The organism is Myceligenerans crystallogenes (assembly GCF_039529775.1).
Taxonomy (GTDB): domain Bacteria; phylum Actinomycetota; class Actinomycetes; order Actinomycetales; family Cellulomonadaceae; genus Myceligenerans; species Myceligenerans crystallogenes.
This window is the reverse complement of record NZ_BAAANL010000002.1, coordinates 236,757-259,665: the sequence shown is the minus strand read 5'-3', so window position 1 is coordinate 259,665 and position 22,909 is coordinate 236,757. Positions and strand designations below refer to the sequence as shown.

The 22,909-nt window shown below is 72.7% G+C and carries 23 protein-coding genes; 11 read left to right on the top strand and 12 right to left on the bottom strand.

The features are described 5' to 3' along the window. Positions 1–16 precede the first annotated feature (16 nt). Positions 17–1,687: an apolipoprotein N-acyltransferase gene (gene lnt, locus ABD208_RS05905; protein WP_344100515.1), complete on the top strand. Its 1,671-nt coding sequence runs from the start codon at positions 17–19 to the stop codon at positions 1,685–1,687. Positions 1,688–1,804: 117 nt separating this feature from the next. On the opposite strand, the gene ABD208_RS05900 is transcribed toward lnt, so the two are convergent. After that, positions 1,805–2,149, bottom strand: coding sequence for an RNA polymerase-binding protein RbpA (locus tag ABD208_RS05900; protein WP_344100512.1), 345 nt, complete (start codon positions 2,147–2,149; stop codon positions 1,805–1,807). Between the two features lie 324 nt (positions 2,150–2,473). Between ABD208_RS05900 and ABD208_RS05895 the strand changes: the two genes are divergently transcribed. The 3 genes from ABD208_RS05895 (at position 2,474) to ABD208_RS05885 (ending at position 5,042) form a co-directional block, all read left to right on the top strand. Continuing rightward, on the top strand, positions 2,474–3,637 hold the full coding sequence (locus tag ABD208_RS05895) for an LLM class flavin-dependent oxidoreductase (RefSeq protein ID WP_344100510.1): 1,164 nt from the start codon (positions 2,474–2,476) through the stop codon (positions 3,635–3,637). After that, positions 3,634–4,314 carry an FMN reductase gene (locus ABD208_RS05890; RefSeq protein WP_344100508.1) on the top strand — a complete coding sequence of 227 codons (681 nt, stop codon included), beginning with the start codon at positions 3,634–3,636 and terminating at the stop codon, positions 4,312–4,314. The genes ABD208_RS05895 and ABD208_RS05890 overlap by 4 nt, the downstream gene beginning before the upstream one ends. 173 nt (positions 4,315–4,487) lie before the next feature. Beyond that, complete coding sequence (locus ABD208_RS05885) at positions 4,488–5,042, top strand: hypothetical protein (RefSeq protein WP_344100506.1); 555 nt, start codon at positions 4,488–4,490, stop codon at positions 5,040–5,042. A 22-nt stretch (positions 5,043–5,064) separates the two neighbouring features. On the opposite strand, the gene ABD208_RS05880 is transcribed toward ABD208_RS05885, so the two are convergent. Beyond that, a complete protein-coding gene (locus ABD208_RS05880) occupies positions 5,065–6,099 on the bottom strand; it encodes a DNA-binding protein (RefSeq protein WP_344100504.1) in 1,035 nt (344 codons plus the stop codon). Positions 6,100–6,382: 283 nt separating this feature from the next. Here ABD208_RS05880 and ABD208_RS05875 point away from each other — a divergent pair, with 283 nt between their 5' ends. From ABD208_RS05875 to ABD208_RS05865, 3 genes are read left to right on the top strand one after another with little or no spacing between them, the layout of a single operon-like run. Next, complete coding sequence (locus ABD208_RS05875; protein WP_344100502.1) at positions 6,383–7,363, top strand: MBL fold metallo-hydrolase; 981 nt, start codon at positions 6,383–6,385, stop codon at positions 7,361–7,363. Further along, positions 7,320–7,535, top strand: coding sequence for a FitA-like ribbon-helix-helix domain-containing protein (locus tag ABD208_RS05870; protein ID WP_344100499.1), 216 nt, complete (start codon positions 7,320–7,322; stop codon positions 7,533–7,535). Before ABD208_RS05875 ends, ABD208_RS05870 begins: the two co-directional genes overlap by 44 nt. Beyond that, entirely contained in the window at positions 7,535–7,807 is a 273-nt protein-coding gene (locus tag ABD208_RS05865; protein WP_344100497.1) for a PIN domain-containing protein, read from the top strand. The genes ABD208_RS05870 and ABD208_RS05865 overlap by 1 nt, the downstream gene beginning before the upstream one ends. 154 nt (positions 7,808–7,961) lie before the next feature. Here the strand turns inward: ABD208_RS05865 and ABD208_RS05860 are convergent, their stop codons facing one another. The 6 genes from ABD208_RS05860 to ABD208_RS05835 form a co-directional block, all read right to left on the bottom strand. Then, positions 7,962–9,599, bottom strand: coding sequence for a protein kinase domain-containing protein (locus ABD208_RS05860; RefSeq protein ID WP_344100495.1), 1,638 nt, complete (start codon positions 9,597–9,599; stop codon positions 7,962–7,964). Positions 9,600–9,703: 104 nt separating this feature from the next. Then, the gene (locus ABD208_RS05855) at positions 9,704–10,450 is read right to left on the bottom strand and encodes a PspA/IM30 family protein (RefSeq protein WP_344100494.1); all 747 of its coding nucleotides are present in this window, start codon (positions 10,448–10,450) and stop codon (positions 9,704–9,706) included. Between the two features lie 86 nt (positions 10,451–10,536). Further along, positions 10,537–12,597 (bottom strand): TPM domain-containing protein, encoded by a 2,061-nt coding sequence (locus ABD208_RS05850; protein ID WP_344100492.1) that lies wholly within the window; start codon positions 12,595–12,597, stop codon positions 10,537–10,539. A 135-nt stretch (positions 12,598–12,732) separates the two neighbouring features. Beyond that, positions 12,733–13,281 (bottom strand): hypothetical protein, encoded by a 549-nt coding sequence (locus ABD208_RS05845; protein ID WP_344100490.1) that lies wholly within the window; start codon positions 13,279–13,281, stop codon positions 12,733–12,735. Between the two features lie 151 nt (positions 13,282–13,432). Beyond that, positions 13,433–14,893, bottom strand: coding sequence for a tyrosine-type recombinase/integrase (locus ABD208_RS05840; RefSeq protein ID WP_344100488.1), 1,461 nt, complete (start codon positions 14,891–14,893; stop codon positions 13,433–13,435). A 46-nt stretch (positions 14,894–14,939) separates the two neighbouring features. Further along, positions 14,940–16,322: an NAD-dependent malic enzyme gene (locus ABD208_RS05835; RefSeq protein ID WP_344100486.1), complete on the bottom strand. Its 1,383-nt coding sequence runs from the start codon at positions 16,320–16,322 to the stop codon at positions 14,940–14,942. Positions 16,323–16,561: 239 nt separating this feature from the next. Between ABD208_RS05835 and galE the strand changes: the two genes are divergently transcribed. Then, positions 16,562–17,584, top strand: a complete 1,023-nt coding sequence (gene galE, locus ABD208_RS05830; protein WP_344100484.1) for a UDP-glucose 4-epimerase GalE — start codon at positions 16,562–16,564, stop codon at positions 17,582–17,584. A gap of 6 nt (positions 17,585–17,590) precedes the next feature. Here the strand turns inward: galE and ABD208_RS05825 are convergent, their stop codons facing one another. The 3 genes from ABD208_RS05825 to ABD208_RS05815 form a co-directional block, all read right to left on the bottom strand. Continuing rightward, a complete protein-coding gene (locus tag ABD208_RS05825) occupies positions 17,591–18,412 on the bottom strand; it encodes a hypothetical protein (RefSeq protein WP_344100482.1) in 822 nt (273 codons plus the stop codon). After that, positions 18,409–19,305 carry a transporter substrate-binding domain-containing protein gene (locus ABD208_RS05820; RefSeq protein WP_344100480.1) on the bottom strand — a complete coding sequence of 299 codons (897 nt, stop codon included), beginning with the start codon at positions 19,303–19,305 and terminating at the stop codon, positions 18,409–18,411. The genes ABD208_RS05825 and ABD208_RS05820 overlap by 4 nt, the downstream gene beginning before the upstream one ends. Positions 19,306–19,465: 160 nt before the next feature. Further along, positions 19,466–20,629 carry a hypothetical protein gene (locus tag ABD208_RS05815; RefSeq protein WP_344100478.1) on the bottom strand — a complete coding sequence of 388 codons (1,164 nt, stop codon included), beginning with the start codon at positions 20,627–20,629 and terminating at the stop codon, positions 19,466–19,468. A 285-nt stretch (positions 20,630–20,914) separates the two neighbouring features. On the opposite strand from ABD208_RS05815, the gene ABD208_RS05810 reads away from it, so the two are divergent. After that, entirely contained in the window at positions 20,915–21,289 is a 375-nt protein-coding gene (locus ABD208_RS05810) for a hypothetical protein (RefSeq protein ID WP_344100476.1), read from the top strand. Between the two features lie 114 nt (positions 21,290–21,403). Here the strand turns inward: ABD208_RS05810 and ABD208_RS05805 are convergent, their stop codons facing one another. After that, positions 21,404–21,607, bottom strand: a complete 204-nt coding sequence (locus ABD208_RS05805) for a hypothetical protein (RefSeq protein WP_344100474.1) — start codon at positions 21,605–21,607, stop codon at positions 21,404–21,406. Positions 21,608–21,895: 288 nt separating this feature from the next. On the opposite strand from ABD208_RS05805, the gene ABD208_RS05800 reads away from it, so the two are divergent. Both ABD208_RS05800 and ABD208_RS05795 read left to right on the top strand, forming a co-directional pair. Then, the gene (locus tag ABD208_RS05800; RefSeq protein ID WP_344100472.1) at positions 21,896–22,381 is read left to right on the top strand and encodes a helix-turn-helix transcriptional regulator; all 486 of its coding nucleotides are present in this window, start codon (positions 21,896–21,898) and stop codon (positions 22,379–22,381) included. Positions 22,382–22,391: 10 nt separating this feature from the next. Then, complete coding sequence (locus ABD208_RS05795; RefSeq protein ID WP_344100470.1) at positions 22,392–22,841, top strand: VOC family protein; 450 nt, start codon at positions 22,392–22,394, stop codon at positions 22,839–22,841. Positions 22,842–22,909 lie beyond the last annotated feature (68 nt).

Sequence of the window (22,909 nt, the reverse complement as noted above, 5' to 3'; positions counted from 1 at the left end):
GACTTACAGTTCTCGGGTGCACGTGAAGGTCGCCCCGAGGTTGTCGTCCCTGTTGCTCGCCGCTCTCGGGGGGCTGGCGCTGGGGGCCGCCTTCCCGCCCCTGGGATGGTGGCCGGGTGCGTTGGTGGCCGTCGCGCTGCTGTGGTGGGCGCTGCGCCCCGATCACGCGGGCTGGAACGCGCTGGCCGGGCTGGTGTTCGGGTGCGTGTTCTTCCTGCCGCACCTGTGGTGGGCGAACCTCGCCACCGAGGAGGCGCCGTGGATCGCGCTGAGCGTGCTGGAGGCGTCGTTCCTGGCCCTGTTCGGGGCGGCGTGGACGTGGGTGCGGCGCGGGATCACCGTGCTGCTGCGGGGAGGCCGGGTACCGTCCGGGGCCGGCTGGTGGGCGGCGGTCGCGTTCGCGTGGCTGTTCACCGGCGTGGAGGAGCTGCGGGCGCAGGTGCCGTTCGGCGGGTTCCCCTGGGCGAGGCTCGCCTGGAGCATGGTCGACGTGCCGCTGGGGCGGGCCGCATGGCTGGGGTCGTCGGTGCTGGTGACGTTCGGGGTGTGCCTGGCCGGGCTGGGCCTGGCCGGAGCCGTCCGGGCGCTGTCCGTGAGGCCGCTGACCCGTAGGTCCGCGGGCCGTGCGGCGGCCGCGGTCGCGATCGCGGCGGCCGTCGTCGTCGGACCTGCGGCCCTTCCCCTGCCCGCCGACCCGGACGCCGGAACCGTCACGTCCGGCGACGGCGTGCCGGTGCACGACGCCGGGCAGGGCACCGCCGAGGACGGCGTCCTGGTGGCCGGGGCGGTGCAGGGCAACGTCGACGACCCGGGCGAGGGCGTGTTCGGGTTCCGGCCCGAGCTGTTCGGGAACCACATCACCGGCACGCACGAGCTCGCCGGGGACCTCGCGGGGCAGCTCGACATCGTGCTGTGGCCGGAGGACTCCTCGGGCATCGACCCGCGCACCGACCCCGGCGAGGCCGCCGCGCTCGACGCGGCCGCCGAGGCGGCCGGCGCGCCGATCCTGGTCGGGTCGCAGGAGTACCCCGAGACCGGCGGGCGGTACAACACGGCGCTGCTGTGGGAGGCCGGGCAGGGTGTCACCCAGCGGTACGCGAAGCAGCGGCCCGCGCCGTTCGGCGAGTACATCCCCTGGCGGCCCGTCGTCCGGCTGCTGTCCGACCAGGTCGACCGGGTCACCACCGACATGCTGCCCGGGGGCGAGCCCGCCGTCATGGAGGTGCCCGCCGAGGCGTCCGGGGGCCCCGGCGCGACCGTCCCCGTCGCGACCGTCATCTGCTTCGAGGTCGCCTACGACGACATCGTGCGCGACGCCGTGGGGCGCGGCGCGCAGGTCCTGGTGGTCCCGACCAACAACGCGCCCTTCGGGTGGACCAGCGAGTCCACGCAGCAGCTGGCCATGACCCGCATGCAGGCCATGACCACCGGCAGGGCCGCCGTACAGGTGTCCACCGTCGGGGTGTCCGGCGTCGTCGCGCCCGACGGGACGCTCGTGGCCGCCACCGAACTGTTCACCCACGACACCTTCGCCGCCCGGCTCCCGCTGCGCACCACCCTCACGCCCGCCGTCCTGGCCGGACCCTGGCCCGGGTGGATCGCCGCGGGCGGCGCCGGGCTGCTGGTCGCGGCCGGGATCGCGGCCGGCGTCGTGTCGCGGGTGCGCGGGCGCCGTCGTCGGACATGACGCTGCGACATGACCTGCTGGACGTGACCGTCCGGACATGACCGTCCGGACATGGCAAAGGTCCCGCCGGGAGACCGGCGGGACCTCGTCAGGGCTTGCTCGTCAAGCGGGGCGCCGTCAGGCGGAGCGGCGCAGCTTGCCCGCGCGCAGGAGCTCCAGACGCTCGTCCAGCAGCTCCTCCAGCTCCTTGACCGTGCGGCGCTCCAGCAGCATGTCCCAGTGGGTACGCTGCGGCTTACCCGGCTTCACCTCGGGACGCTCCGCGTCCCGCAGCAGCGCCTCGGCACCGCACCGGCACTCCCACAGGGCCGGCACCTCGGCATCGGTCGCGAACGGAAGGATGATCGTGTGCCCGTTGGGGCAGTCGTAGTACGCCTGGAACCGCGGGGCGAAATCCACGCCCTCGTCGGACTCCATGCTCTTCGAGCCGATGCTCATGCCGCGCAGGGAGCGGTCAGCCATGTCGTCCTCCAAGGTCTCAGGGAAACTGGGTGTCAGCTGATGTCAGCTGGTGTGACGGAATCTGGGTGCTTCGGGCCCACCGTGAGATGGTCCGAAGTTTCAACGCACGGACATGCTGGCGTGTTCCAGGTTTTGCCCGGCGGAAACGAAGCGGTGGTTCGTCAAGGCTAGCCGTAGGCCGGGCACCCGCAAGCCGGATCCCGGCAAACTGGGGGTAGTTGTGCGCAACCTCACCCGAACCCCGCGGGAATGCGCGGGCGGCCGCGGGCGTTCCGCGGTGTACATGCAAATGCATCCATGATCCGAGCGAGAGGAAGTCGCACCGTGCAATTCGGGATCTTCAGCGTCAGCGACGTCACCCGCGACCCCGTCGCGGGCCGCACCCCGGACGACACCGAGCGGGTGCGCGCCATGCTCACCATCGCGCGGCACGCCGACGAGGCGGGCCTCGACGTCTTCGCCACGGGGGAGCACCACAACCCGCCGTTCGTGGCCTCCTCGCCCACCACGATGCTGGGCTACCTGGCCGGGGTCACCCGGAACATCACCCTGTCCACCGCCACCACCCTGATCACCACGAACGACCCGGTCCGCATCGCCGAGGAGTACGCGATGCTCCAGGTCGTCTCGGACGGCCGCATGGACCTCATGCTGGGGCGCGGCAACACGGGCCCCGTGTACCCGTGGTTCGGGCAGGACATCCGCCAGGGCATCCCGCTGGCGATCGAGAACTACGCGCTCGTGCGGCGCCTGTGGACCGAGGACGTCGTGGACTGGGAGGGCAAGTTCCGCACCCCGCTGCAGGGCTTCACCTCCACGCCCCGCCCCCTGGACGGCGTGCCGCCGTTCGTGTGGCACGGCTCCATCCGCTCCCCGGAGATCGCCGAGCAGGCCGCCTACTACGGCGACGGGTTCCTGCACAACAACATCTTCTGGCCCATGAGCCACACCCGGCAGATGGTCCGCTTCTACCGGCAGCGGTACGAGCACCACGGGCACGGCAGGGCCGACCAGGCGATCGTGGGCCTCGGCGGTCAGGTGTTCGTCCGGAAGAACGCCCAGGACGCCCGGCGCGAGTTCCGCCCCTACTTCGACGTCGCGCCCGTGTACGGGCACGGCCCGTCGATGGAGGACTTCACGCGGGACACGCCGCTGACCGTCGGCTCCCCGCAGGAGGTCATCGACCGGTACGGCGCCTTCATCGACGACGTCGGCTACTACCAGCGGCAGCTGTTCCTCACCGACCACGCCGGGCTGCCCCTGAAGACGGTGCTCGAGCAGATCGACCTCCTCGCCGGCGAGATCGTGCCCGAACTGCGCAGGATCGCCGCCGCCCGGCGGCCCGCGGACGTGCCCGAGAACCCGCCCACCCACGCCGAGCGGGTCGCGCTCGCACGCGCCGCCGCCGCGGACGCGGCGCGCGACGCCTCGCGGGAGGAGACGGCGCAGGCGGAAGCAGCACAGGAGGACGAGGTGACCGTACGATGACCACCCCCCGCACCCTCGCCGTCGTCTCGGCCGGGCTCAGCCGGCCCTCGTCGACCCGCCTGCTGGCCGACCGGCTCGCCGCGGCCACCGCCCGGGAGCTGGAACGCGGCGGGCGGCCGGACGGGCCGCCGGGTGAGCCGGACGGCGTGATCATCGACGTGATCGAGCTGCGCGAGCACGCGCACGCGATCATGGACGCCATGCTCACCGGTTTCGCGACCGGCGAGCTGGAACGCGCGATCGGGCGGCTCACCCGGGCCGACGGGATCATCGCCGTCAGCCCGCTGTTCACCACGACGTACTCGGGGCTGTTCAAGTCGTTCCTCGACGTGCTCGACAAGGACGCCCTGACCGGGATGCCGGTGCTGCTCGGCGCGACCGGCGGCACGCCGCGGCACTCCCTCGCGCTCGACTACTCGATGCGGCCGCTGTTCACGTACCTGCGCGCCGACGTCGTTCCCACCGCCGTCTTCGCCGCCACCGACGACTGGGCGCGCGGCGGCGCCGGACCGGACGACGGGAGCGCCGCCGGGCGGGACGCCGGCTCGCTGCCCGGGCGGATCGACCGGGCCGGGCGGGAGCTGGCCGCCCGGGTCGCCGCCCGCCGGCACACCGGCCCGGCCGACCCGTTCGGCGCGACGCCGGACTTCCTCGACCTGCTGGGCGAACAGTCCTGAAAAGACCTGCTAAATCACCCTGAACGTGGACGAGCGCGCAGGGTGATTTGGTGTTCCCAGGGTAATTTCACCCGCCCCCGCGCTTGCGTGGATGCGCTACCACGGAGCACGGTTCACGGTACTTCCGCCCCCCGGAATCCTGCGGAAGTGACCCAGAGAAACGGAACAACAGCATGCGCACCACACGTCGACGGCGACCCGTCGCGCTGCTTGCCGTTGCCGCCCTGGCCGCGGCTCTGGCAGCCTGCACCAGTACCGCGAACGCCGGCAGCACCCCGTCACCCAAGTCCTACGCGACCCTGCAGGAGATGATCGCCGACGCCGACCTCGTCGTCCGCGCCGTCCCCGACCCCGCGACCGAGGAGACCGTGGTCGACACGATCCCCTGGACCCGCACCCCGGTCAGCGTCAAGGAGACGATCCTCGGTACCGCCGAATCGGGCAACATCCTGGTCAGCCAGATCGGCACCGCCGCCCAGCCGCCCGCCGCGGGCCTGCCCGAGATCCTGCAGGCCGGGCGCACCTACGTGCTGGTCCTGGCCCGCACCGGGGACAGCACGTACGACGTCGTCGGGCCGGGCGTGTGGTGGAACGAGTCCGGGTCGGCGGCCGAGCTGCACGTGACCGACGGCGTCGTCGACGAGCGGATCCCGCACTCGACCACCATGGAAGAACTCGTGGTCAAGGTGCGGGAGCACGCCGGGGAGCTGGGCAGCGGGGAGGGCTGATCCCCTGTCACGCGCCGGGACGTCACGCGCCCGGATGAGGCGCGGGGCCCGGCTCGGGGGCCGGCGTCGCGGGGGTGAGCGCCCGGAGAGCCGGCCGCAGGGCGGCGAGCTCGCCCTCCAGGCGGGCGACGACGGCGGCCTGGGCGGCGAGCTCGCTTTCGGCGACGGTCCGGGCGGCCTCCGCCGCGGTGCGCGCCTCGCGCTCGGCGGCGGTCCCGGCCCGGGCCGCGGCGGCGACCTGGGGCGCCTGCTCGCGGGCTTCCGCGAGCTCCTGGCGCGCCTGGTCGCGCGCTGAGGCGAGTTCCTCGCGGGTGGCGCGGGCGTCCTTGCGCGCCTCGGTGGTCTCGGCGCGGGCGTCACGGACGTCGTCGCGCGCCTGGGCGAGGGCTTCCCGGAGGGCCTGGACGGTGGCCTCGGCCTGCTGGTGGGCGGCCGTGGCCGCCGCACGGTCCCGGTCCGCGGTCGCGCGCGCCCGTTCCGCGTCGCGCCGTGCCTGTTCGACGGCGGACGCGGCCGTCCGCGACCGGGCGAGCTCGTCGCGCAGCTCCTCGGCCGCGCGGCGGGCCGCGGCGATCTCGCCGTCCGCGCGGGCCCGGTCGGCCTGGGCCGCGGTGCGGTCCCGCTCGGCCGCGGCCAGTGCCTCCTGCAGTTCCGCGGCCTGCCGGCGGAGAGCGTCCTGTTCCGCGCGGGCCGCGGTGAGGTCGGCCGACAGGGCGTCGAGGGTGCGGGCCAGCTCGTCGGCCTCGCCGGCGGTGCGGGCGACCTCGTCGCGGGCCCGGCCGAGCTCGGCCTCGTGGCGTTCCCCGGCGACGCGCAGGGCCTCGGTCCAGATCACCGTCATGCCGCGCCGGGCGATCCGGGTCACGGGCTCGGGCGGGGTGTCCGCGTCGGCTTCCCCGGCCTGGCGGGCGGCCTGCTCCTCGCGCCATTCACGCAGGTAACGCGTCGCGTTGGCGTTCGAGCAGCCGGCGCGTTCGCGCACCGAGGTGACCGTGGGGGAGATCCCCTCGGCGACGAGCGCCTCGATGGCTTCGGTGACGCGTTCCTTGTCGCGCACGGGGGTTCCTCTCGTGATGCGTCCGGGAGAAGCGCCGAGCGAATCTTCCCGGCTCGTGGTCGTGATGATCCTGCCGGAGTAGCAGGAGTAGTGAAATACTACCACTACTACTAGGCCCACAAGACTGACACCCGCTTTCGTAGAGCGGGTGTTGCTCATGTGATGAGCCCTGGAATTTCAGGGATTGCTGCGGGAAGCGGAGTGCAACTAGCGCCGCATCGAGCACATGGTGAGCCAGGAAATCAGGCTGCCCCGCGTGAGCGGCGGATGCGAGGATGGCGCCGTGTCAAGGCGTGAGCTGGTTGTTCTCGGGACCTCGAGCCAGGTGCCCACCAGGACCCGGAACCACAACGGGTACCTCCTGTACTGGGACAGCGAGGCGATCCTCTTCGACCCCGGCGACGGGACCCAGCGGCAGATGATCCATGCCGGCGTGGCGGCGTCGGACATCACGCGGATCGCGCTTACGCACCTGCACGGGGACCACAGTCTCGGGCTGGCCGGCGTCGTGCAGCGGATCAGTCTTGATACGCCCGCCGGGCGTGCGGCGCGCAGCGTGCCCGTGTCCTTCCCGGCGTCGGGGGAGCAGTGGGTGCGGAACCTGTGCGACGCCACGGTGTTCCATCATCGCGAGCGCCTCGTGCTGCAGCCGCTGGCGGAGGACGGTGTGGTGCCGCGGGTGGACGCGGGGTCCGGGGTGGCGGGTGCGGCGGCGTCGGGCATCGTGTCGTCGGGCATCGTGCTGACGGCTCGGCGGCTCGACCATACGGTCGAGGCGTTCGGGTACCGGCTGGACGAGCCGGACGGGGTGCGGTTCGATCCGGGGCTGCTGGCTCGGGCGGGGGTGGCCGGGCCTGAGGTGGGGCGGCTGCGGGCGGCGGGGTCGCTGACGCGGGCGGACGGTTCGGTGGTGCGGCTCGAGGAGGTGACCGTGCCGCAGCGAGGGCAGTCGTTCGCGTTCGTGATGGACACGCGGAGGTGTGACGCGGTGGGGGAGCTGGCCGATGGCGTGGATCTGCTGGTCATCGAGTCGACGTACCTGGACCGAGATGCGGGTCTCGCGGCGGCGCACGGGCATCTGACGGCGTTGCAGGCGGCGCGGGTGGCGGCGGAGTGCGGGGTGCGGCATCTGGTGCTGACGCATTTCTCGCAGCGGTACGAGACGTCGGACGGGTCGGGTCCGGCGGAGTTCGAGCGGGAGGCGCGCACGGTGTACGACGGTGGCGGCGGACCTGGACCGCGTGCCGGTGCCGAGGCGGGGTGAGCGCGCTGAGCGCAATCACCGATCGCTCGAAGCCGAAGCCCGGATCATCCTCGAGGACGCCGCCGCGCGTCCGGAGCCGACCATGCTTGATTACCTCGCCATGCCGGAGACCGCTCACATCGACTTCGAACCAGAGCGTCTCGGCATCCGCCAGAGGGAGATCGAGTTCTGATGTACGTGCTGGACACCAACGTGATCTCAGCGGTGCGCGTTCCCGGGCGTCGTCGGGCCGTCGAGCGGTGGGTGCGATCGGTTCCTGCGGCGGACCAGTACACCACCGCGATGTCGATCTCCGAGATCGAGCAGGGGATCCGCCGGAAGCGGCCGAAAGACGCAGCTGCCGCCGCAGCGCTCGACGTGTGGCTGCATCAGGCGGTACTGCGTGGCTTCCGTGATCGGATCCTGCCGTTCGATCTGCATGCCGCCCGCATCCACGGTCGCTAGTCCCGGAGCAGGCGCCGCTGGATGACTCCATGATCGCTGCTGTCGCCGAGGCGAACGGGATGACCGTGGTGTCTCGGAACACGAAGCACTTCGCACCGCTCGGCGTCAGGACGCTCGATCCCTGGCGGGAGTGACCCGTAGTTCTCGGAACCTTCTACTGCACGACCGGTGACGTCGCGCTGCCCGTGGCGTCGTGGTAGCCGTCCTGGTGGGCGGTGATGTAGAGCACGAGCTGGTGGCCGGCGTCGGCGCTGGTCAGGGTGTAGCTGCAGGAGGACGACGTGCCGCTGCGGAGGGTGCGGTCCGTCCAGCGCCAGCTGCAGTTCGTGTTCTCGGTGACCAGGGCCGGGGACCAGCCCGCCGAGGTGATGTGGAGGGTCTTGCCCGCGGCGGGGGAGCCGCCGCCCACCACCTCGATGCCGAGGGAGCCCTTGGTCCAGGACTTCGGGCCCGTGGGTTCCGCCGGTGCGGTGGTCGTCCCGGCCGACGCCGTCGCCGAGGGCTGGGTGGCCGCAGGCTTCTTCGTCGAGCCGCCGTCGTTCGTCGCGGGCCGGGTCTGGTTCGACGCCGGGGTCGGTGACGACGGCGGGGCCTGGGTCCCGGGCCCGTTCGAGGGGGAATCGCCGGGACCGCCGTCGGGTTTCGTCGTCGGCCCGGCCGACGGCGAACCGGACGGCTTGCCGGGACGTTCTGCCTTGCCGGCGCCTCGCGCGGCGTCCGACGGGCTCTGCGAGGCGGGCCCGGCGACCACGTCAGTGCCGGGATCCCCGGTGTTCGCCAGGCTCGCGACGACCGCCGTCCCGATCCCGCCCGCCAGCAGCAGGCCCGCCACGATGCTCACGCCGAGCAGGACCCCGCGGCGCGCCGCCGGGTTGCCCGACGGGACCGGGGCCGCCGGTCCCGGCACCTCCAGCGTCCGGATCGACGTCGCCTCGTCCGCGCCCGCGTCCGGGAGCGCGGGCGCCGTCGCGAAGGGCAGATCGAGCCCGGACTGCCGGGTGATCGCGTCGGCCAGCTGGTCCAGGCCCGGCCGCCCCGCCGGGTCCTTCGCCAGGCAGGCCGCGATCAGGCCGCGCAGGCCCGGCGGGCAGTCGTCCAGCTGCGGCTCGTCGTGCACCACCCGGTACAGGAGCGCGGTCGGCTGGCCCGTACCGAACGGGCCCGTGCCGGTCGCGGCGAAACAGGTGACCGCACCGAGACCCCACACGTCGACCGCGGGCGTGACCGCCTCGCCCACCGCCTGCTCCGGCGCCATGAACATCGGCGTGCCGAGCTGCAGCCCCGTGCCGGTCATCGCGGTCGCGTCACTGACGTGCGCCACGCCCAGGTCGATCACGGTGGGCCCGGACGGTCCCAGGATCACGTTCGCGGGCTTCAGGTCCCGGTGCACCAGCCCGGCCGCGTGGATCGCGCGCAACGCCTCCACCAGCCCGGTGACAAGCTCACGGACCTCGTGGTCCGGCAGCGGCCCGCGCTGCTGGACCGCCTGCACCAGGGTCGGCCCCGGCACGTACTCGGTGGCCAGCCAGGGGTCCTCGGCGTCGGGCGCCGCCGCGACGAGACGCGCGAGATGCCGCCCGCGCACCATCGCGGCGGCCTCCACCTCGCGGCGGAAGCGCGACCGGAACGTCATGTCGTCCAGGAACTCCGCACGCACGACCTTGACCGCCACCTGCCGCCCGTCCGGCGCGGTGCCGAGGTACACGACCCCCATGCCGCCCGTGCCGAGCCGGCCCTCGATCCGGTATCCGCCGATGTCGCGAGGGTCTTCAGCTCGAAGGGAATGCACCACGGCCGGGAACGCTACCGCATGTCACCTCGCCCAGGACAATTTCCTTGAGCCGGGCGCAGGTGATATCTGGTTTTCGCCCCTCGCGGGATCCCGCCGGGGGCGCGTCAGGCCCCCGCCGGCCGCTCGATCGCGGGTGCCGACCCCGCCTTGAGCGCCGCCAGCCGCGCGTCCAGCTCCATCTGCGCGTCGCCCGCCTCCAGCTCCGCGAACTGCGTGTCCAGCGACACCCCGGCCACCTCCGCCTGCCCCACGGCCAGCGCCTCCTCGCGCCGCACGACGTCCTCGAACCGGGACAGCTCGCTGGTCGGGTCCAGGACGTCGATCGACGAGATGGCGCCCTGCACGGTCTGCTGCGCCTGCGCGGCCTTGGCACGCGCCACGAGCGTGTCCCGCCGGGACCTCAGCTGGCTGAGCTTGTCCTTCATCATGACGAGCCCGGCCTTGAGCTTCTCGACGGTGTCGCGCTGCGCGGCGATCATGGGCACGGCCTGCCGGACCTCGGTCTCGGCGTCCAGCTGCTTGCGCAGCGCGACCTTGGCGAGGGAGTCAAACCGGTCGGCCTCGGCCGTGTTGCCCGCCGCGCGCAGCTCGTCGGCCTTGCGGGACGCGGCCACGGCCTTGCCGCCCCAGTCGCGGATGGCGGCGACGTCCTCGTCGTGGTCGCGCTCGGCCAGGCGCAGGTTCCCGATGGTGACGGCGACGGCCTGCTCCGCCTCGGCGATGTTGTTCGTGTAGTCCCGCACGAGCTGGTCCAGCATCTTCTGCGGGTCCTCCGCGCGGTCGAGGAGCGCGTTGACGTTGGCCCGGGCGAGCTGGCCGACCCGGCCGAGGATGCTCTGCTTCTGCGTCATGATGTGGTGCCTTTCGCGAGTGGTCTCGTCCTGCCGGTCCATGTGTCTGCCCGTCGTGTCCGACGCCGTCGTGCGGGACGACGCCGTCAGAACCTCCCGCCCCGGCTCCCTCCGCCGAACCCGCCCCCGCCGGATCCGCCGCCGAAGCCCCCGCCTAACCCGCCACCACCACCTCCACCGCCGCCCGACAGGATGCCGCCGAGCACCATGCCGGTCAGGACCGAGCCGAGGCCGGAGCCGCCACCTCCCCGGCGTCCGTAGGCACCGGAACGGCCGTACCGGCCGCCGCCGGCGAACCCGCCCGGCATCCAGTCGTCGTCGAGGGCGTCCTCGGCCTCCTGGCGGGCCAGCGACAGCGCGCCCGACGCCGACCGGTCGGCCTGCGTCGCCGCGGCCAGGGCCCGCTCGGGGTCGTCCCGTCCCAGCCGCCGGGCGTCGCCGAGCTGCCGGATCGCCTCGGCGAGCAGCGTGCGCGGCCGTGCGCCGACGGCGCCGCGCCGGGTCTCGATGTACTCGTCCGCGGCGCGGATCGCGGCGTCCGCCCGCGCGACGGCGTCGGACAGCCTTCCCGCGACCCGCGCCCGCGTCTCGGCCTGCTCGCGGAACGGGGCGAGGGCGGCGTCGAGCTCGGACTCGGCGGTGCCGAGGCGGGACAGCGCGGCCAGCGGGTCGCCGCCGGCCGTACCCGGTGACGGCGTCGCCGCCCGGGCGTCCGCGAGCGCCTCCTGCGCCTCGCGGACCGCGGCGGTCACGGTGCCGGCCTCGGGGGCGAGCCGTTCGGCGTCGGCGAGGTCGCCGGTGACGGACGCGATGGCGCGGTGCAGCCGTGGCCCGGCCTCGGCGAGCGTGGTGCCGGCGTCGTGGACGGCGTCGAGGAGGCGGACGGCCTGCCCGAGGGCGTTCTGCGCGCCGCGGACGTGGGCGACGGCGATGGAGTCGTTGCCCGCGGCGTGCGCGTCGCGTCCCTTGGCGACGGCTTCGAGCGCGTTCTTGAGGAGGGCCTCGGACTGGTCCGGGTTGCGCGTGACGGACGCCAGCGCCGCGGCGGGCCAGGTCGTGGACAGGGTGGAGAGCTCCTGCCGGGCGACCGGGACGCGCTCGCGCACCTCGGCGCAGCGTTGCGCGGTCTCCTCCAGGAGTTCCGGGGCGCGCCGGGTCATGTTCCGGAGCTTCTCGAACGCGGCGGACTGCTCGTCGAGGGTGTCGGCGGCGCGTTCGGTGAGCGTGATGACCTCGCCGAGCAGGTGGCGCCGCTGGGGTTCGGTCTCGGGGATCTCGTCGTCGAGTTCCTTGCGGATCGTGAACGCCTGCTGCGCGTCGGCGCGTGCGCGGTCGAGGGCGGCCTGGAACGTCCTGGTGGCCTCGAGGCCGAACTCCGCCTGCGCGAAGCCGAGTTCCTGCTCGGAGGTGCGCAGGGCGTCGTCGATGTCGACGAGCTCGGCGGCGGCGCGTTTGTCGAGCTGGTCGAGGGTGAGCTCGGGTGCCGCGGGCGGTGTGGTGCCACGGTCGTGCCCGACGACGTCGTCGTCCCGTCCCTGTTGCTGCGCTGCCCGGCGGCGCCGGGAGAAGAGGTAGAGACCGCCGGCGACCGCGGCGACGGCTACGCCGCCCACCAGCAGGCCCGTGCCTCCGCCGCTCGCCGTGCCCGGAACCGCGTCCGCCGCGGCGACGGCGGCGCCGGGCCAGTCGTCGTCGCGCAGCGCGGACTCGGCGGCCCGCTCGATGTCGTCGACGCGGGAGTCCGAAAGGGGGGTCTCGTCGTGGACGGCGAGGGCGTACTGCCGGTCGTCGACCGCGACGGCGAGCAGCAGGTCGTTCGCGCCCAGCCCGGAGTTCTCGGCGGACGCGTTCGCCCAGGCGACGGGGTCGGTGCCGTCGAAGCTGTCGACGTAGGCGGCGAAGAGCTGCACCTCGCCGTCGTCGAGCCGGTCGAGGGCCTCCTGGACCTCCGCCTCCTCGGCGGGGGACAGGATGTCGTCGGGGTCGGCGATGTCGGACGAGCCGAGGGTCACCGGGGGTTCGGCACGGGCCGGAACGGCCGTCGCACCGGCGACGACGGCGCCGAGGGCGCCACCCAGAAACAGCAGGAGGACCGCGGACCTGACAACGCCGCCGCGGCGCCGCGCCTGCTCCCTGGTGAAGATCACCTGCCGATCGTCACCCGCGACCGGGAGACCCGCAACGGCGGGACATGACGGTGGGGAGATGCGACGGCGAAGGCCGCCGGGCCGGGCTGGTGCCCGGGCGGCGGCCTTGGCTCGCTGACGAAACCGACTACCGGGTCAGTTCGTCGAGGGCGCGAGGTGCGCGAGGATCTGGTCGAGCTTGCTCTCCACCGACTCGAACCGCGTGTCGACCGCCTGGAACCTCGCCTCGAACTTTGCGTCCATCGCCTCGAACTTCGCCTCGAACTTTGCGTCCATCGCCTCGAACTTCGCCTCGAACTTTGCGTCCATCGAGTCGAGGCGGCCGTTGACCGCGGCGAACTTGCCGTACATGTCCTCGAACGTCGCGTCGATCTTGTGCTCCAGGGCCGCGTGCTCCGCCGCGCGCTTCTGGTCGACCTTGTCGAGCTTCGTGTCCAGCTTGTCGAACCTGGTGTTCAGCTCCTTGATCTCGCCGACCACGTGGTCGAACCTGTCGTTGAGCTTCTGGCCGGTCCAGTGGAGCTTCTGGCTGTGATCTGCCAGGCCCTTGTCGATCACCAGGAGTTCGCCGTCGAGCTGCTTCTTGATCGTTGCCTGGCCCTTCTCGAGTCTGGCCTGGCCCTCGATGAGGTCGTCGAGGATCTCCTCCAGCGGCCTGCGCGGGCCGGTGTGGTCGTGGTCCATGTGCGCCCTTCTGTGTCCGGTTGCGAGCATGGCCGGGAGTCAAACACGAGGCCTCGCACTTGTCAGGTCAAAGCGTGACGGCGCGCGCTAAAACGTGCACAGGCGGGCGTGCCGTGGTAATGAAAGGGGTTCGGTGGGTTGCCGTTGTCGATCACGTTACCGCGCGCAGCCGGGGTGTCTCGGGTGCCGGCGGCGCCGCCGTGGCGGTGAAGCCCGCCGACATGAGGTCGCCCACCGCGTCCAGGTCGTCCTCGAAGAGACCCGCGTAGGTGGACAGGGTGAGCATCGGGGACTCGTGCCCCAGCAGGCGCTGGACCGCCTTGACGCTCGCGCCGCCCGCGATCGCGAGGGAGGCGGCGGTGTGGCGCAGGTCGTGGAGGGTGAGGGTGTCGAAGTCCTCGGCGCCGGGGGTCAGGGTCGTGCGGGACAGGGCGGCGAGCAGGCGGGTGCGGCTGACCTTCTCGCCGCGGGTCAGGTCCGCGCGGAACTCCCGGTCGAGCTCCGCGAGCGCCGCCCAGGTCTCGGGCCCGCAGACGCCGTCGGGTCGCAGGTCCCGGGCGGCCTGGATGCGGCGGACGCGGCCCGCCAGGGCGTCGTCGTACACGAGGCGTCCGGCGGTGCGCAGCGCGGGCGCGGCGGCGTCGTCGTCGGACAGCAGTCTCGTGACGAGGCCGTCGGCGACGGCGACCGCCGTGCCGGCGGCGCGGACCGCGGGGCGGAAGGCGGAGCGGTCGAAGCTCTCGCGGCGCAGCGGGGCGCCGGTGGCGCCCGGGAAGAGGAGGCCGGACGGGGCGCGGCCGGTGGTCAGGGCGACGACGTCGGCGGCGACCGCGGCGGGCAGGGGAACCTCGCGGCGGGCGTGGGTCTTGGTGTCGCCGAGCAGGAGGGTGCCGTCGTCGAGGCGGGTCCACGCCTTGGTGACGTGGAGGCGGCCGCGCAGCGGGTCGACGTCGGCGGTGGTCAGGGCGGTGAGCTCGCCCCAGCGCAGGCCGGTCAGGGCGGCGGTGAGGATCAGTGTGCGCGACGGCGTGCCGGGCGGGCCGGCGGCGTCGGCGACGCGGCGCAGCTGGTCGTGGGTGAGGTAGCGGTGGGGTTTGGTCTTGGGGGCGCGGGGGAGGGCGGTGACCTTGCCCGACGCCGAGCGGGCGGGGTTGGCGGGCAGGCGGCGGGCGTCGACGGCGGCGTCCAGGAGCGCGACCAGGAGGCGCACGGCGTCGCGGCGGCGGGCGGGGGAGGCGACGTCGCCGGAGCCCGCGGTCATGGTCGCGGACCAGCGGGTGACGTCCTCGTGGGTGACGCGGCGCAGGGGCGTGCCGCCGAAGTGCGGGGCGACCAGGGTGCGGAAGCGCTCGCGCTCGGCCTCCAGGGTGCGGGGGGCGCGGTCCGCGCGGCCGGCCTGCCAGGTCCCGAACCACTCGGCGACGGTGACGCGGGAGGCGGCCGGGTCGATCCACTCGGATCGTTTCCCGGCCTCCTCCTGGCGGCGCGCCTCGGCGAGGGCGTCACGCCGGGACGCCATCTGCCGGGTCGACCGCAGGCGCCCGTCCACGCGGTATCTGCCCACGTGGACGGTGCGCCCCGACCTGTCGGTCCGCTGCTCCGTGTACGCCACACGGGAAGGTTATCCCCGCGGGGCGGTGCTTTCCGGTGCGGTGGGCCTACTTCGCGGAGACGTGGCGGACCGCGTCCGCCACGGCCTCCGCGACACGCGGGTCGAACACTCCCGGGATGATGAACGAGCTGTTCAGCTCGTCCTCGCCGACGACGCCCGCGATCGCGACCGCCGCCACCCGCAGCATCTCCGTGGTGATCTCCGTGGCGCCCGTGTCCAGCAGGCCGCGGAACAGCCCGGGGAACGCGAGCACGTTGTTGATCTGGTTCGGGTAGTCCGACCGGCCGGTCGCGACCACCGCGGCCGTCTCGCCCGCGGCGATCGGGTCGACCTCCGGGGTCGGGTTCGCCAGGGCCAGCACGACGGCGCCGTCGGCCATCTGCGCGACGTCGGCCCCGGTGAGGATGTTCCCGGCGGACACCCCGACGAAGACGTCCGCGCCGCGCAGGCCCTCGGCCAGCGTGCCGGTGAAGTCCTCGGCGTTGGTGTTCCGCGCGATCCAGTCGCGGTGCACGTCGCCGGACAGCTCGCCGGCGCGCAGCGCGCCGCCGCGGCCGAACGCGACGACGTGCTGCGCGCCCTGCGCCTTCAGGAGCCGGATGATCGCGTTGCCCGCGGCGCCGACGCCGGACACGACGATCCGCACCTCGGACAGCTTCTTGTCGACCACCTTGAGGGAGTTGATCAGCGCGGCCAGCACCACGATCGCGGTGCCGTGCTGGTCGTCGTGGAAGACGGGGATGTCGAGCTCCTCGCGCAGCCGGGCCTCGATCTCGAAGCAGCGGGGCGCGGCGATGTCCTCCAGGTTCACGCCGCCGTACACCGGCGCGAGCGCCTTGACGATGCGGATGATCTCCTCGGTGTCCGTCGTGTCGAGGCAGACGGGCCACGCGTCCACGCCGCCGAACTCCTTGAACAGCGCCGCCTTGCCCTCCATGACGGGCAGCGCGGCGGCCGGGCCGATGTCGCCCAGGCCCAGCACGGCGGTGCCGTCGGTGACGACGGCGACCGTGTTGCGCTTGATCGTCAGGCGGCGGGCGTCCTCGGGGTTCTTCGCGATGGCCTGGCAGACGCGCGCTACCCCCGGCGTGTACGCGCGGGACAGGTCGCGGCGGGTCTTGATCGGCGTCTTCGTCGTGACCTCGATCTTGCCGCCGAGGTGCATGAGGAACGTCGAGTCGCTGACCTTCGCGACCCGCACGCCGGGCAGGGTGTCGAGCGTGGCGACGATGCGCTCGGAGTGTCCGGCGTCGACGGCGTCGCACGTGACGTCCACGACGAGACCCTCGTGCGTGGAGTGGGCGATGTCGACGCCGGTCACCGCGGCGCCGGCGTCGGCGATGGCGCCGACGACGGTGCTGGTGGCGCGCTGCGAGGCCGGGACCTCCACGCGCAGGGTGATCGTGTAGCTGGGACTGGGCAGGGCCAAGGGGATTCTTCCTCCTGTGATGCCGCGGGACACGCCGGGACGAGACAGGTCGAAACGATCCGACGGCGGGCGGCACGGTTTGCGATGAGGCACGCGGAACAGTGAGGCAGATCCGTGGCGTGGGATCGCGGGTGGGCGCACGGCCACGGAGAAGAAGCTTGTGCGCCCAAGGATGGCACCGCCGCGTCCGGAAGGCGAAGCCGCCACGCGATTTCGGCGAGTCCGGGTACATTGCAGGCATGCGCGTTCTCGTCTCCGGCGGAGCCGGATACATCGGCTCCCACACGGTCCTCTCCCTGCTCGAGGCCGGGCACGACGTCATCGTCGTGGACGACTTCTCCAACAGCAAGCCGACCGTGCAGGGGCGCCTGGAGGCGCTGAGCGGCAAGCACGTGCCCTTCCACGCGTTCGACCTGACCAACACCGACAAGACGGTGCAGCTGTTCGAGCACGAGCGGATCGACGCCGTCATCCACTTCGCCGGGTACAAGGCCGTGGGGGAGAGCGTGGGCAAGCCGCTCGACTACTACCGCAACAACCTCGACGCCACGTTCTCCCTGCTGCGGGCCATGCAGAAGAGCGGCACGAACAAGTTCGTGTTCTCCTCCTCCGCGACCGTCTACGGGGAGAAGGCGCCCGTCCCCTACGCCGAGGACTACGAGTACCTGTCGGCGTCGTCGCCGTACGGGCAGACGAAGGTGATGATCGAGCGCGTGCTGTCCGACGTCGCCGCCGTGCACGAGGGCTGGAAGGTCGCGCTCCTGCGCTACTTCAACCCCGTGGGCGCGCACCCGTCCGGGCGGATCGGCGAGGACCCGCAGGGCATCCCCAACAACCTCATGCCGTTCATCGCGCAGGTCGCCGTCGGGCGCCGCGAGCGCCTGACCGTCTTCGGCGACGACTACCCGACGGCGGACGGCACGTGCGAGCGGGACTACATCCACGTGATGGACCTCGCCGAGGGGCACGTGGCGGCGCTGGAGCACCTGGACGACCTGGACGAGCCGGTGCGGGCGTACAACCTGGGCACGGGCCGGGGGACGTCGGTGCTGCAGATGCTGCACGCGTTCGAGCGGGCGACCGGGCGGACGCTGCCGTACGAGATCGGGCCGCGGCGCCCGGGCGACCTGGCGGCGTTCTGGGCGGACCCGGCGCGCGCGAACACGGAGCTGGGCTGGACCGCGACCCGCACGATCGAGGAGATCTGCCAGGACACGTGGCGCTGGCAGTCGGCGAACCCGCAGGGCTACCCGGGCGGGTGAGCGGCGTCAGTCGTGCAGGACGGCGCGGGTGATGGTCAGGGTGACCTTGCACTCGGCGTCGTCGTGCTGGTTGTCGATCTCGGCCAGGATGTAGGCGTCGCGGGTGGCGTTGTCGATCGGGACGTCGACGGAGTGGCCGGACGAGCCGGTCACGCCGGGGCGGACGACGCCGTCGACGACCGGCGTCAGCACGATGTGGGCCGGGGAGACGCACGACCCGGTGGTGCCCTCGTTCTGCAGCACCGGGGTCAGGTCGACGTGGCCGCGGGCCGGAGGCTCCCCGGGCACCTGGATCCGGACGGCCGCGCACTCCTCGTTCCGCTTGCCGGTCTCCCGGCCGCCGGCGGGATAGCAGTCGGTGAGGCCGGCCGGTTCGGCACCGGACCCGGCGTTCGGCCGGGCGCCGGGCCCGGTGCCGTCGGCGGTCACCTTCGACGCCGTGATGTGCCCGGTCACCACCTGCCCGGACGCCGAGGTGTAGTACCAGGTGAGATACGTGCCGGACAGGATGAGGATCACCAGCGCCGCGATCGCGATCCGGGGCCGCTTCGTCGCGAGGTCCCAGACGCGGTCCCACGCGGTACGGCTGGCCGGCTCCGGCACGTCCATGAACTGCGTGTAGCTCTGCTGGATGACCAGGATCAGGCCGATGTAGCTCAGGAGCATGGCGGCAACGTCCACGAACGACCGCCCTTCCTCGGGTTCCAGGACGATCGCCACGACGCAGATGGCGGCGCCGACGACGACGATCATCCCGCCCACCAGGCTGAACCTGCTCTTGCGCTCGGCCGACCGGACGGACTGGGCGAAGATCCCGCGGCCGCTCACTGCTCCGCCTCCGGGTCCGGGCACTCGGTGAGGTCGTGGTCGACCGGCTTGAAGTCGTCCGGGTCGAGGTGCTCGGGGAGGTTGTTCTTGAACTGCTGGACCCAGCGTCCGCTGTGCACGTAGTCCTTGATGGCCTGGTTGAAGAACTCGCACAGCTCGACGTCCCCGTGGCGGAGCCCGATGCCGTAGAGCTCCGCGCTGCCGAACTGCTCGCCGGGCAGCACCCGCAGGCCGGAGTACTCGTGCTCGTACCCGTACAGCAGCACCTGGTCGGTGGTGACGGCGTCGATCTCGCCGTCCAGGAGCCTCTCGGTGCACTCGCCGAAACCCTCGGCCTCGACGGCCGTGATGCCGGGCAGGTTCTTGATCATCTGGTCCCACGACGTGCTGTTCCGGCCCGCGCACACCTTGCGGCCGGCGAGATCCCGCGCCGACTCGATCCCCGAGCCGGCGCCGACCATCACGCCCTGCTTCGTCTTCAGGTAGGGGCCGGCGAACGACACCTCCAGCTTGCGCGCGTCGGTGATCGAGTACGAGGCCACGATGACGTCCACGACGCCGTCCTGCAGCAGCTCCTGCCGCTGGGGCGTGCTGACGTCCTGCTCGATCACCGTCATCCCGCAGTACTCGCCCAGGTACTTGGCGAACTCGTAGTCGAACCCGCTGCGCCGGGCGTCGTCCTCCTGGAAGTTCATGCCGGGCTGGTCGCTGTGCATCCCGATGACGATCCGCCCGCCCGCGTCCGCCCCGAGCAGCGAGGCGCACTGCTCGGCGGTCTCCGATTCGTCCGGCGGCGGCGCTCCGCCGATCTGCCCGCACCCGCCGGCTACCAGCAGCGCCCCCACGCACGCCGTGACGGCGAGGGCCCTGCTGCGCGCTCCTGTCCGTGCCACGAGCATCTCCTCCTCGAACAGATACCTGACCGCTGACCTTGCCGGTGCCGCGCCGCTCCTGTGCGTCGTTTCGGGAACATCGGACACGTCACGTCCATGATGCCTCCCGCGGGCCCGACATGCCCGGAAGAGTCGACGGGGTGTCAGCGCCGGGATCCGCTCAGTTCTGTTCCTCGTGCGCCTCCTCGAACGCGCGGACCACGTTCCACGGGATCTTCTCCTCGGGCTCGATGACGTACCCCTGCTCGGCCGCCCACGCGCGGATCACCTTCGGGCTCGCGCCCCGGGTGACCGTGGGCACGTGCGCCGCCCCGGTGTTGTCCACGATCTTGGGGAAGTCCAGCGGCGTCGCCTCCACGATCGGCTCCAGCACCACCGACCACGGCACGCCCAGCAACGACGCGAGCCGGAACAGCTCCTGCCGTTCCTCCTGCGCGTACCGGTCCTCGTCGATCGCCTGGGCGACCAGCGTGTTGACGAACAACCGGTGCACCCGGGCCAGGTCCGGCACGTGCAGCAGCGCCGCGACCTGCCCGAGCGTCCTCAGGGCCGACGACGACGCCGCGCCGTTCGTCGCACGCCGGCCGTTGCCCCCGGCGGCGTCGGACTCCCGCAGCCGCCCGGTCGCCAGCGCGTCCGCCAGGAGGGACAGGTAGGCGTGCTCGTGCCCGAAGGTCCCCGCGACGCCGTCGGCCAGCTGCCGTGCGTTGAGGTGCCGCAGCGGGACCGCGGGCGGCGCCGGCGCGGGCCGGCGGCGCGTGGCGCGCAGCGGCACGATGCCGCGCGACGGGTGCTCCGGCCACGGGTACACCCACGCGCGCAGCGTCACGCTCGTCAGGTCCCGGACCGGGGCGACGCCCGGCACGGGCGAGATGAACCGGGCCAGGAGCTCCGCCGTGGAGCGCGCCTCGCCGGGCGCCGTGCCGTCCGGGCCGGACACGCCCGCGGCGGTGCAGCAGTCCGCGAGGCGGCGTCTTCCCAGGCGCGGCAGGTAGGCGAAGCTCGCCTCCAGCGTGGTGACCTGGGCGAGCGCCGGGACCTCCCAGCCCGCCCGGGCGAGCGCGCGGCGCAGCATCTCCACGCCGAGGCGCCCGTTGTGGGTGACGACGGCCATCTGCGACAGCAGGTTCCGCACCGTCAGGCCCTGGTCCGCGAAGGCGCCGTCGTCCAGCGTCGTGTGCCACTCGTCGACGAACCCGCCGCGCTCGTCGAGCCGGAGGACCGCGAGATCCCGCACGGTGTCCCGGTCCGGGTCCAGTCCGGTGGTGGTGATTCCGGCGACCGCGTACGCGGGCTTGCCGGTGTCCGACCGCGCCAATGTCATTGCGTCCAGCTCCCTTGCCACAACGCCTGAGGGGATGAAGGCGTGTCGCGCGACGCTGGGGGACGTGGAAGACTGCGCGATGGACCCTCGCGCATAGCGTGCCACCAGGTGAAACGGTCCGAAAGTTGAATCAGGGGTGAAAGCGTTCCTACACCCGGGCGGCGCCGCGGTGTCCACTCGGATGACACCCACTAGTGGCACTCTGGCCTGCGTGAATGCACAATGGTTTGCGGATTGTCACAACTTGGACAACACCTCGCCTCGACACCGGAGGGCACACGACCCATGGCGAAGCTGACGGTCATCGACTGGCGCGCGCTGGCGGCCCTCGGGCTCGGCGTCCCCTACGCGGGGCTCTGGCTCGCGGAGGCGCAGGCCTCCGGGAACCGGCTCGCCGAACGCGCCCCTTCCTGGGTCGACACGTGGGCCAACGCGGTCGCGGACGTGATGAGCAGCGGCGCCTGGGTGTTCCCCATCTGGTTCGTCACGCTCGTGCTGCTGCTCGGCGGAGCGGGGCTGGCCGCGGCGCCCGCCATCCGGGAGCCGGGCGACCGGCGCTACCCCGTGATCAACCTCGTCATCGCCCTCGGCCTGCTCGCCGCGTTCGGCTGGGCGGCGTGGACGGTCGGCAACGACTACTACGTGTCCTCCGTGCGCTGAGCGGCGGTCCCGGTACTGCTCCGGTGCACCGCCGCGGTGACGCGCCGCGGTGCACCGGAGGTCCGGGAGCCGCCGGTTCCCGCGCCCAGGGCGTCACCGCCGGGCGTCACCGGCTCACAGGGCGCCGATCGCGGTCGCCAGCACCTGCCCGAACAGCACGCTGCCGGCGACCACCATCACCACCAGCGCCCCGGCGGAGGCGACCAGCGGGATCCACCAGCTGATCTCCTGCGGTGCGGTGTAGTTCCGGGTGCCGTCGTCGGTGTGCGCGTCCCTCGTGCCGAAGCCCAGGTTTCCGCCGTCGATCGTGGTGCTCATGGTGGTACCCCCTTGCTGCGCGGCGTCCCCTGCCGGGCGCCGTCCATTCCAGGAACGCACGGGACGGCGAGAACGGTTGTGAAACTCGATTACATTCGGATCACGATGCGTGGCGGGAATCGGTCAGGAGGTGGTTTCCATGGGCAATCCGGTGACTTCCCGGGGCCGGGGATCCGGGCGTGTCAACACGCCGCGCCGGGCGGACGGGAGCGGGTTGCGCGGCGCGGCCGGTTCACGGGGGTGCCCGGCGGGCTGGACTCGGCGCCGTCGCCGGGCGACGATCGCAGCATGAGCGTCACCGCCGGCCCAGCGACCCCGCCGATCCCTGCCCCTGCCGACCGCGAGCGCCTGCAGCTGCTCCGGCTGCTGCGGCGGGTGCGGGACCGGATGGACCGGGAGTACGCGCTGCCGCTGGACGTGATGTCGCTGGCCGCGGGCGTGCATCTGTCGGCGGGGTACCTGAGCCGGGAGTTCCGCAGGGCGTACGGGGAGTCGCCGTACTCGTACCTGATGACGCGGCGGATCGAGCGGGCGATGACGTTGCTGCGCACGCGGGACATCAGCGTGACCGACGTGTGCTTCGAGGTGGGTTGCTCGTCGCTGGGGACGTTCAGCACGCGGTTCTCGGAGCTGGTGGGGATGCCGCCGAGCGAGTACCGGCGGCTGGCGGCCGACGAACGGGCCTCGGGGGTGGCGGGGCTGGTGCCCTGCGTGGCGCGGACGGTGACGCGTCCGGTCAGGAATCGAGAAGCGCTGGTTCCGGCGGGCGCCTAGCGTCGTGCCCATGAACACGAACACGAACGCAGGCACGAACGCCGGCCCGAACACGATGGTCACGATCCGCAACACCTTCCTCCCGCACGACGACCCCGAGGCCTCGCTCGCGTTCTACCGCGACGTGCTGGGCTTCGAGGTGCGCCAGGACGTCGGTCAGGGCGCGATGCGCTGGATCACGGTGGCGCCGGCGGGCGCGTCGTCGGCCGTCGTGCTGACGCCGCCCGCGGCGGACCCGGGGATCACCGGGGACGAGCGCAAGGTCATCGCGGAGATGATGGCCAAGGGCACGTACGCGGGCATCGTCCTGGAGGCCGCGGACCTGGACGCCACGTTCGAGAAGGTCTCGGCGTCGGGCGCGGAGGTCATCCAGGAGCCGATGGACCAGGACTGGGGCGCGCGGGACTGCGCGTTCCGGGACCCGGCGGGGAACATGGTCCGCATCAACCAGGCGGGATGAACGCCCCGGTCCGGGGTGCGTGTCAGTGTCCCGGAGTAGCGTTCGGGTCAGGATCGCATGAGCAGATC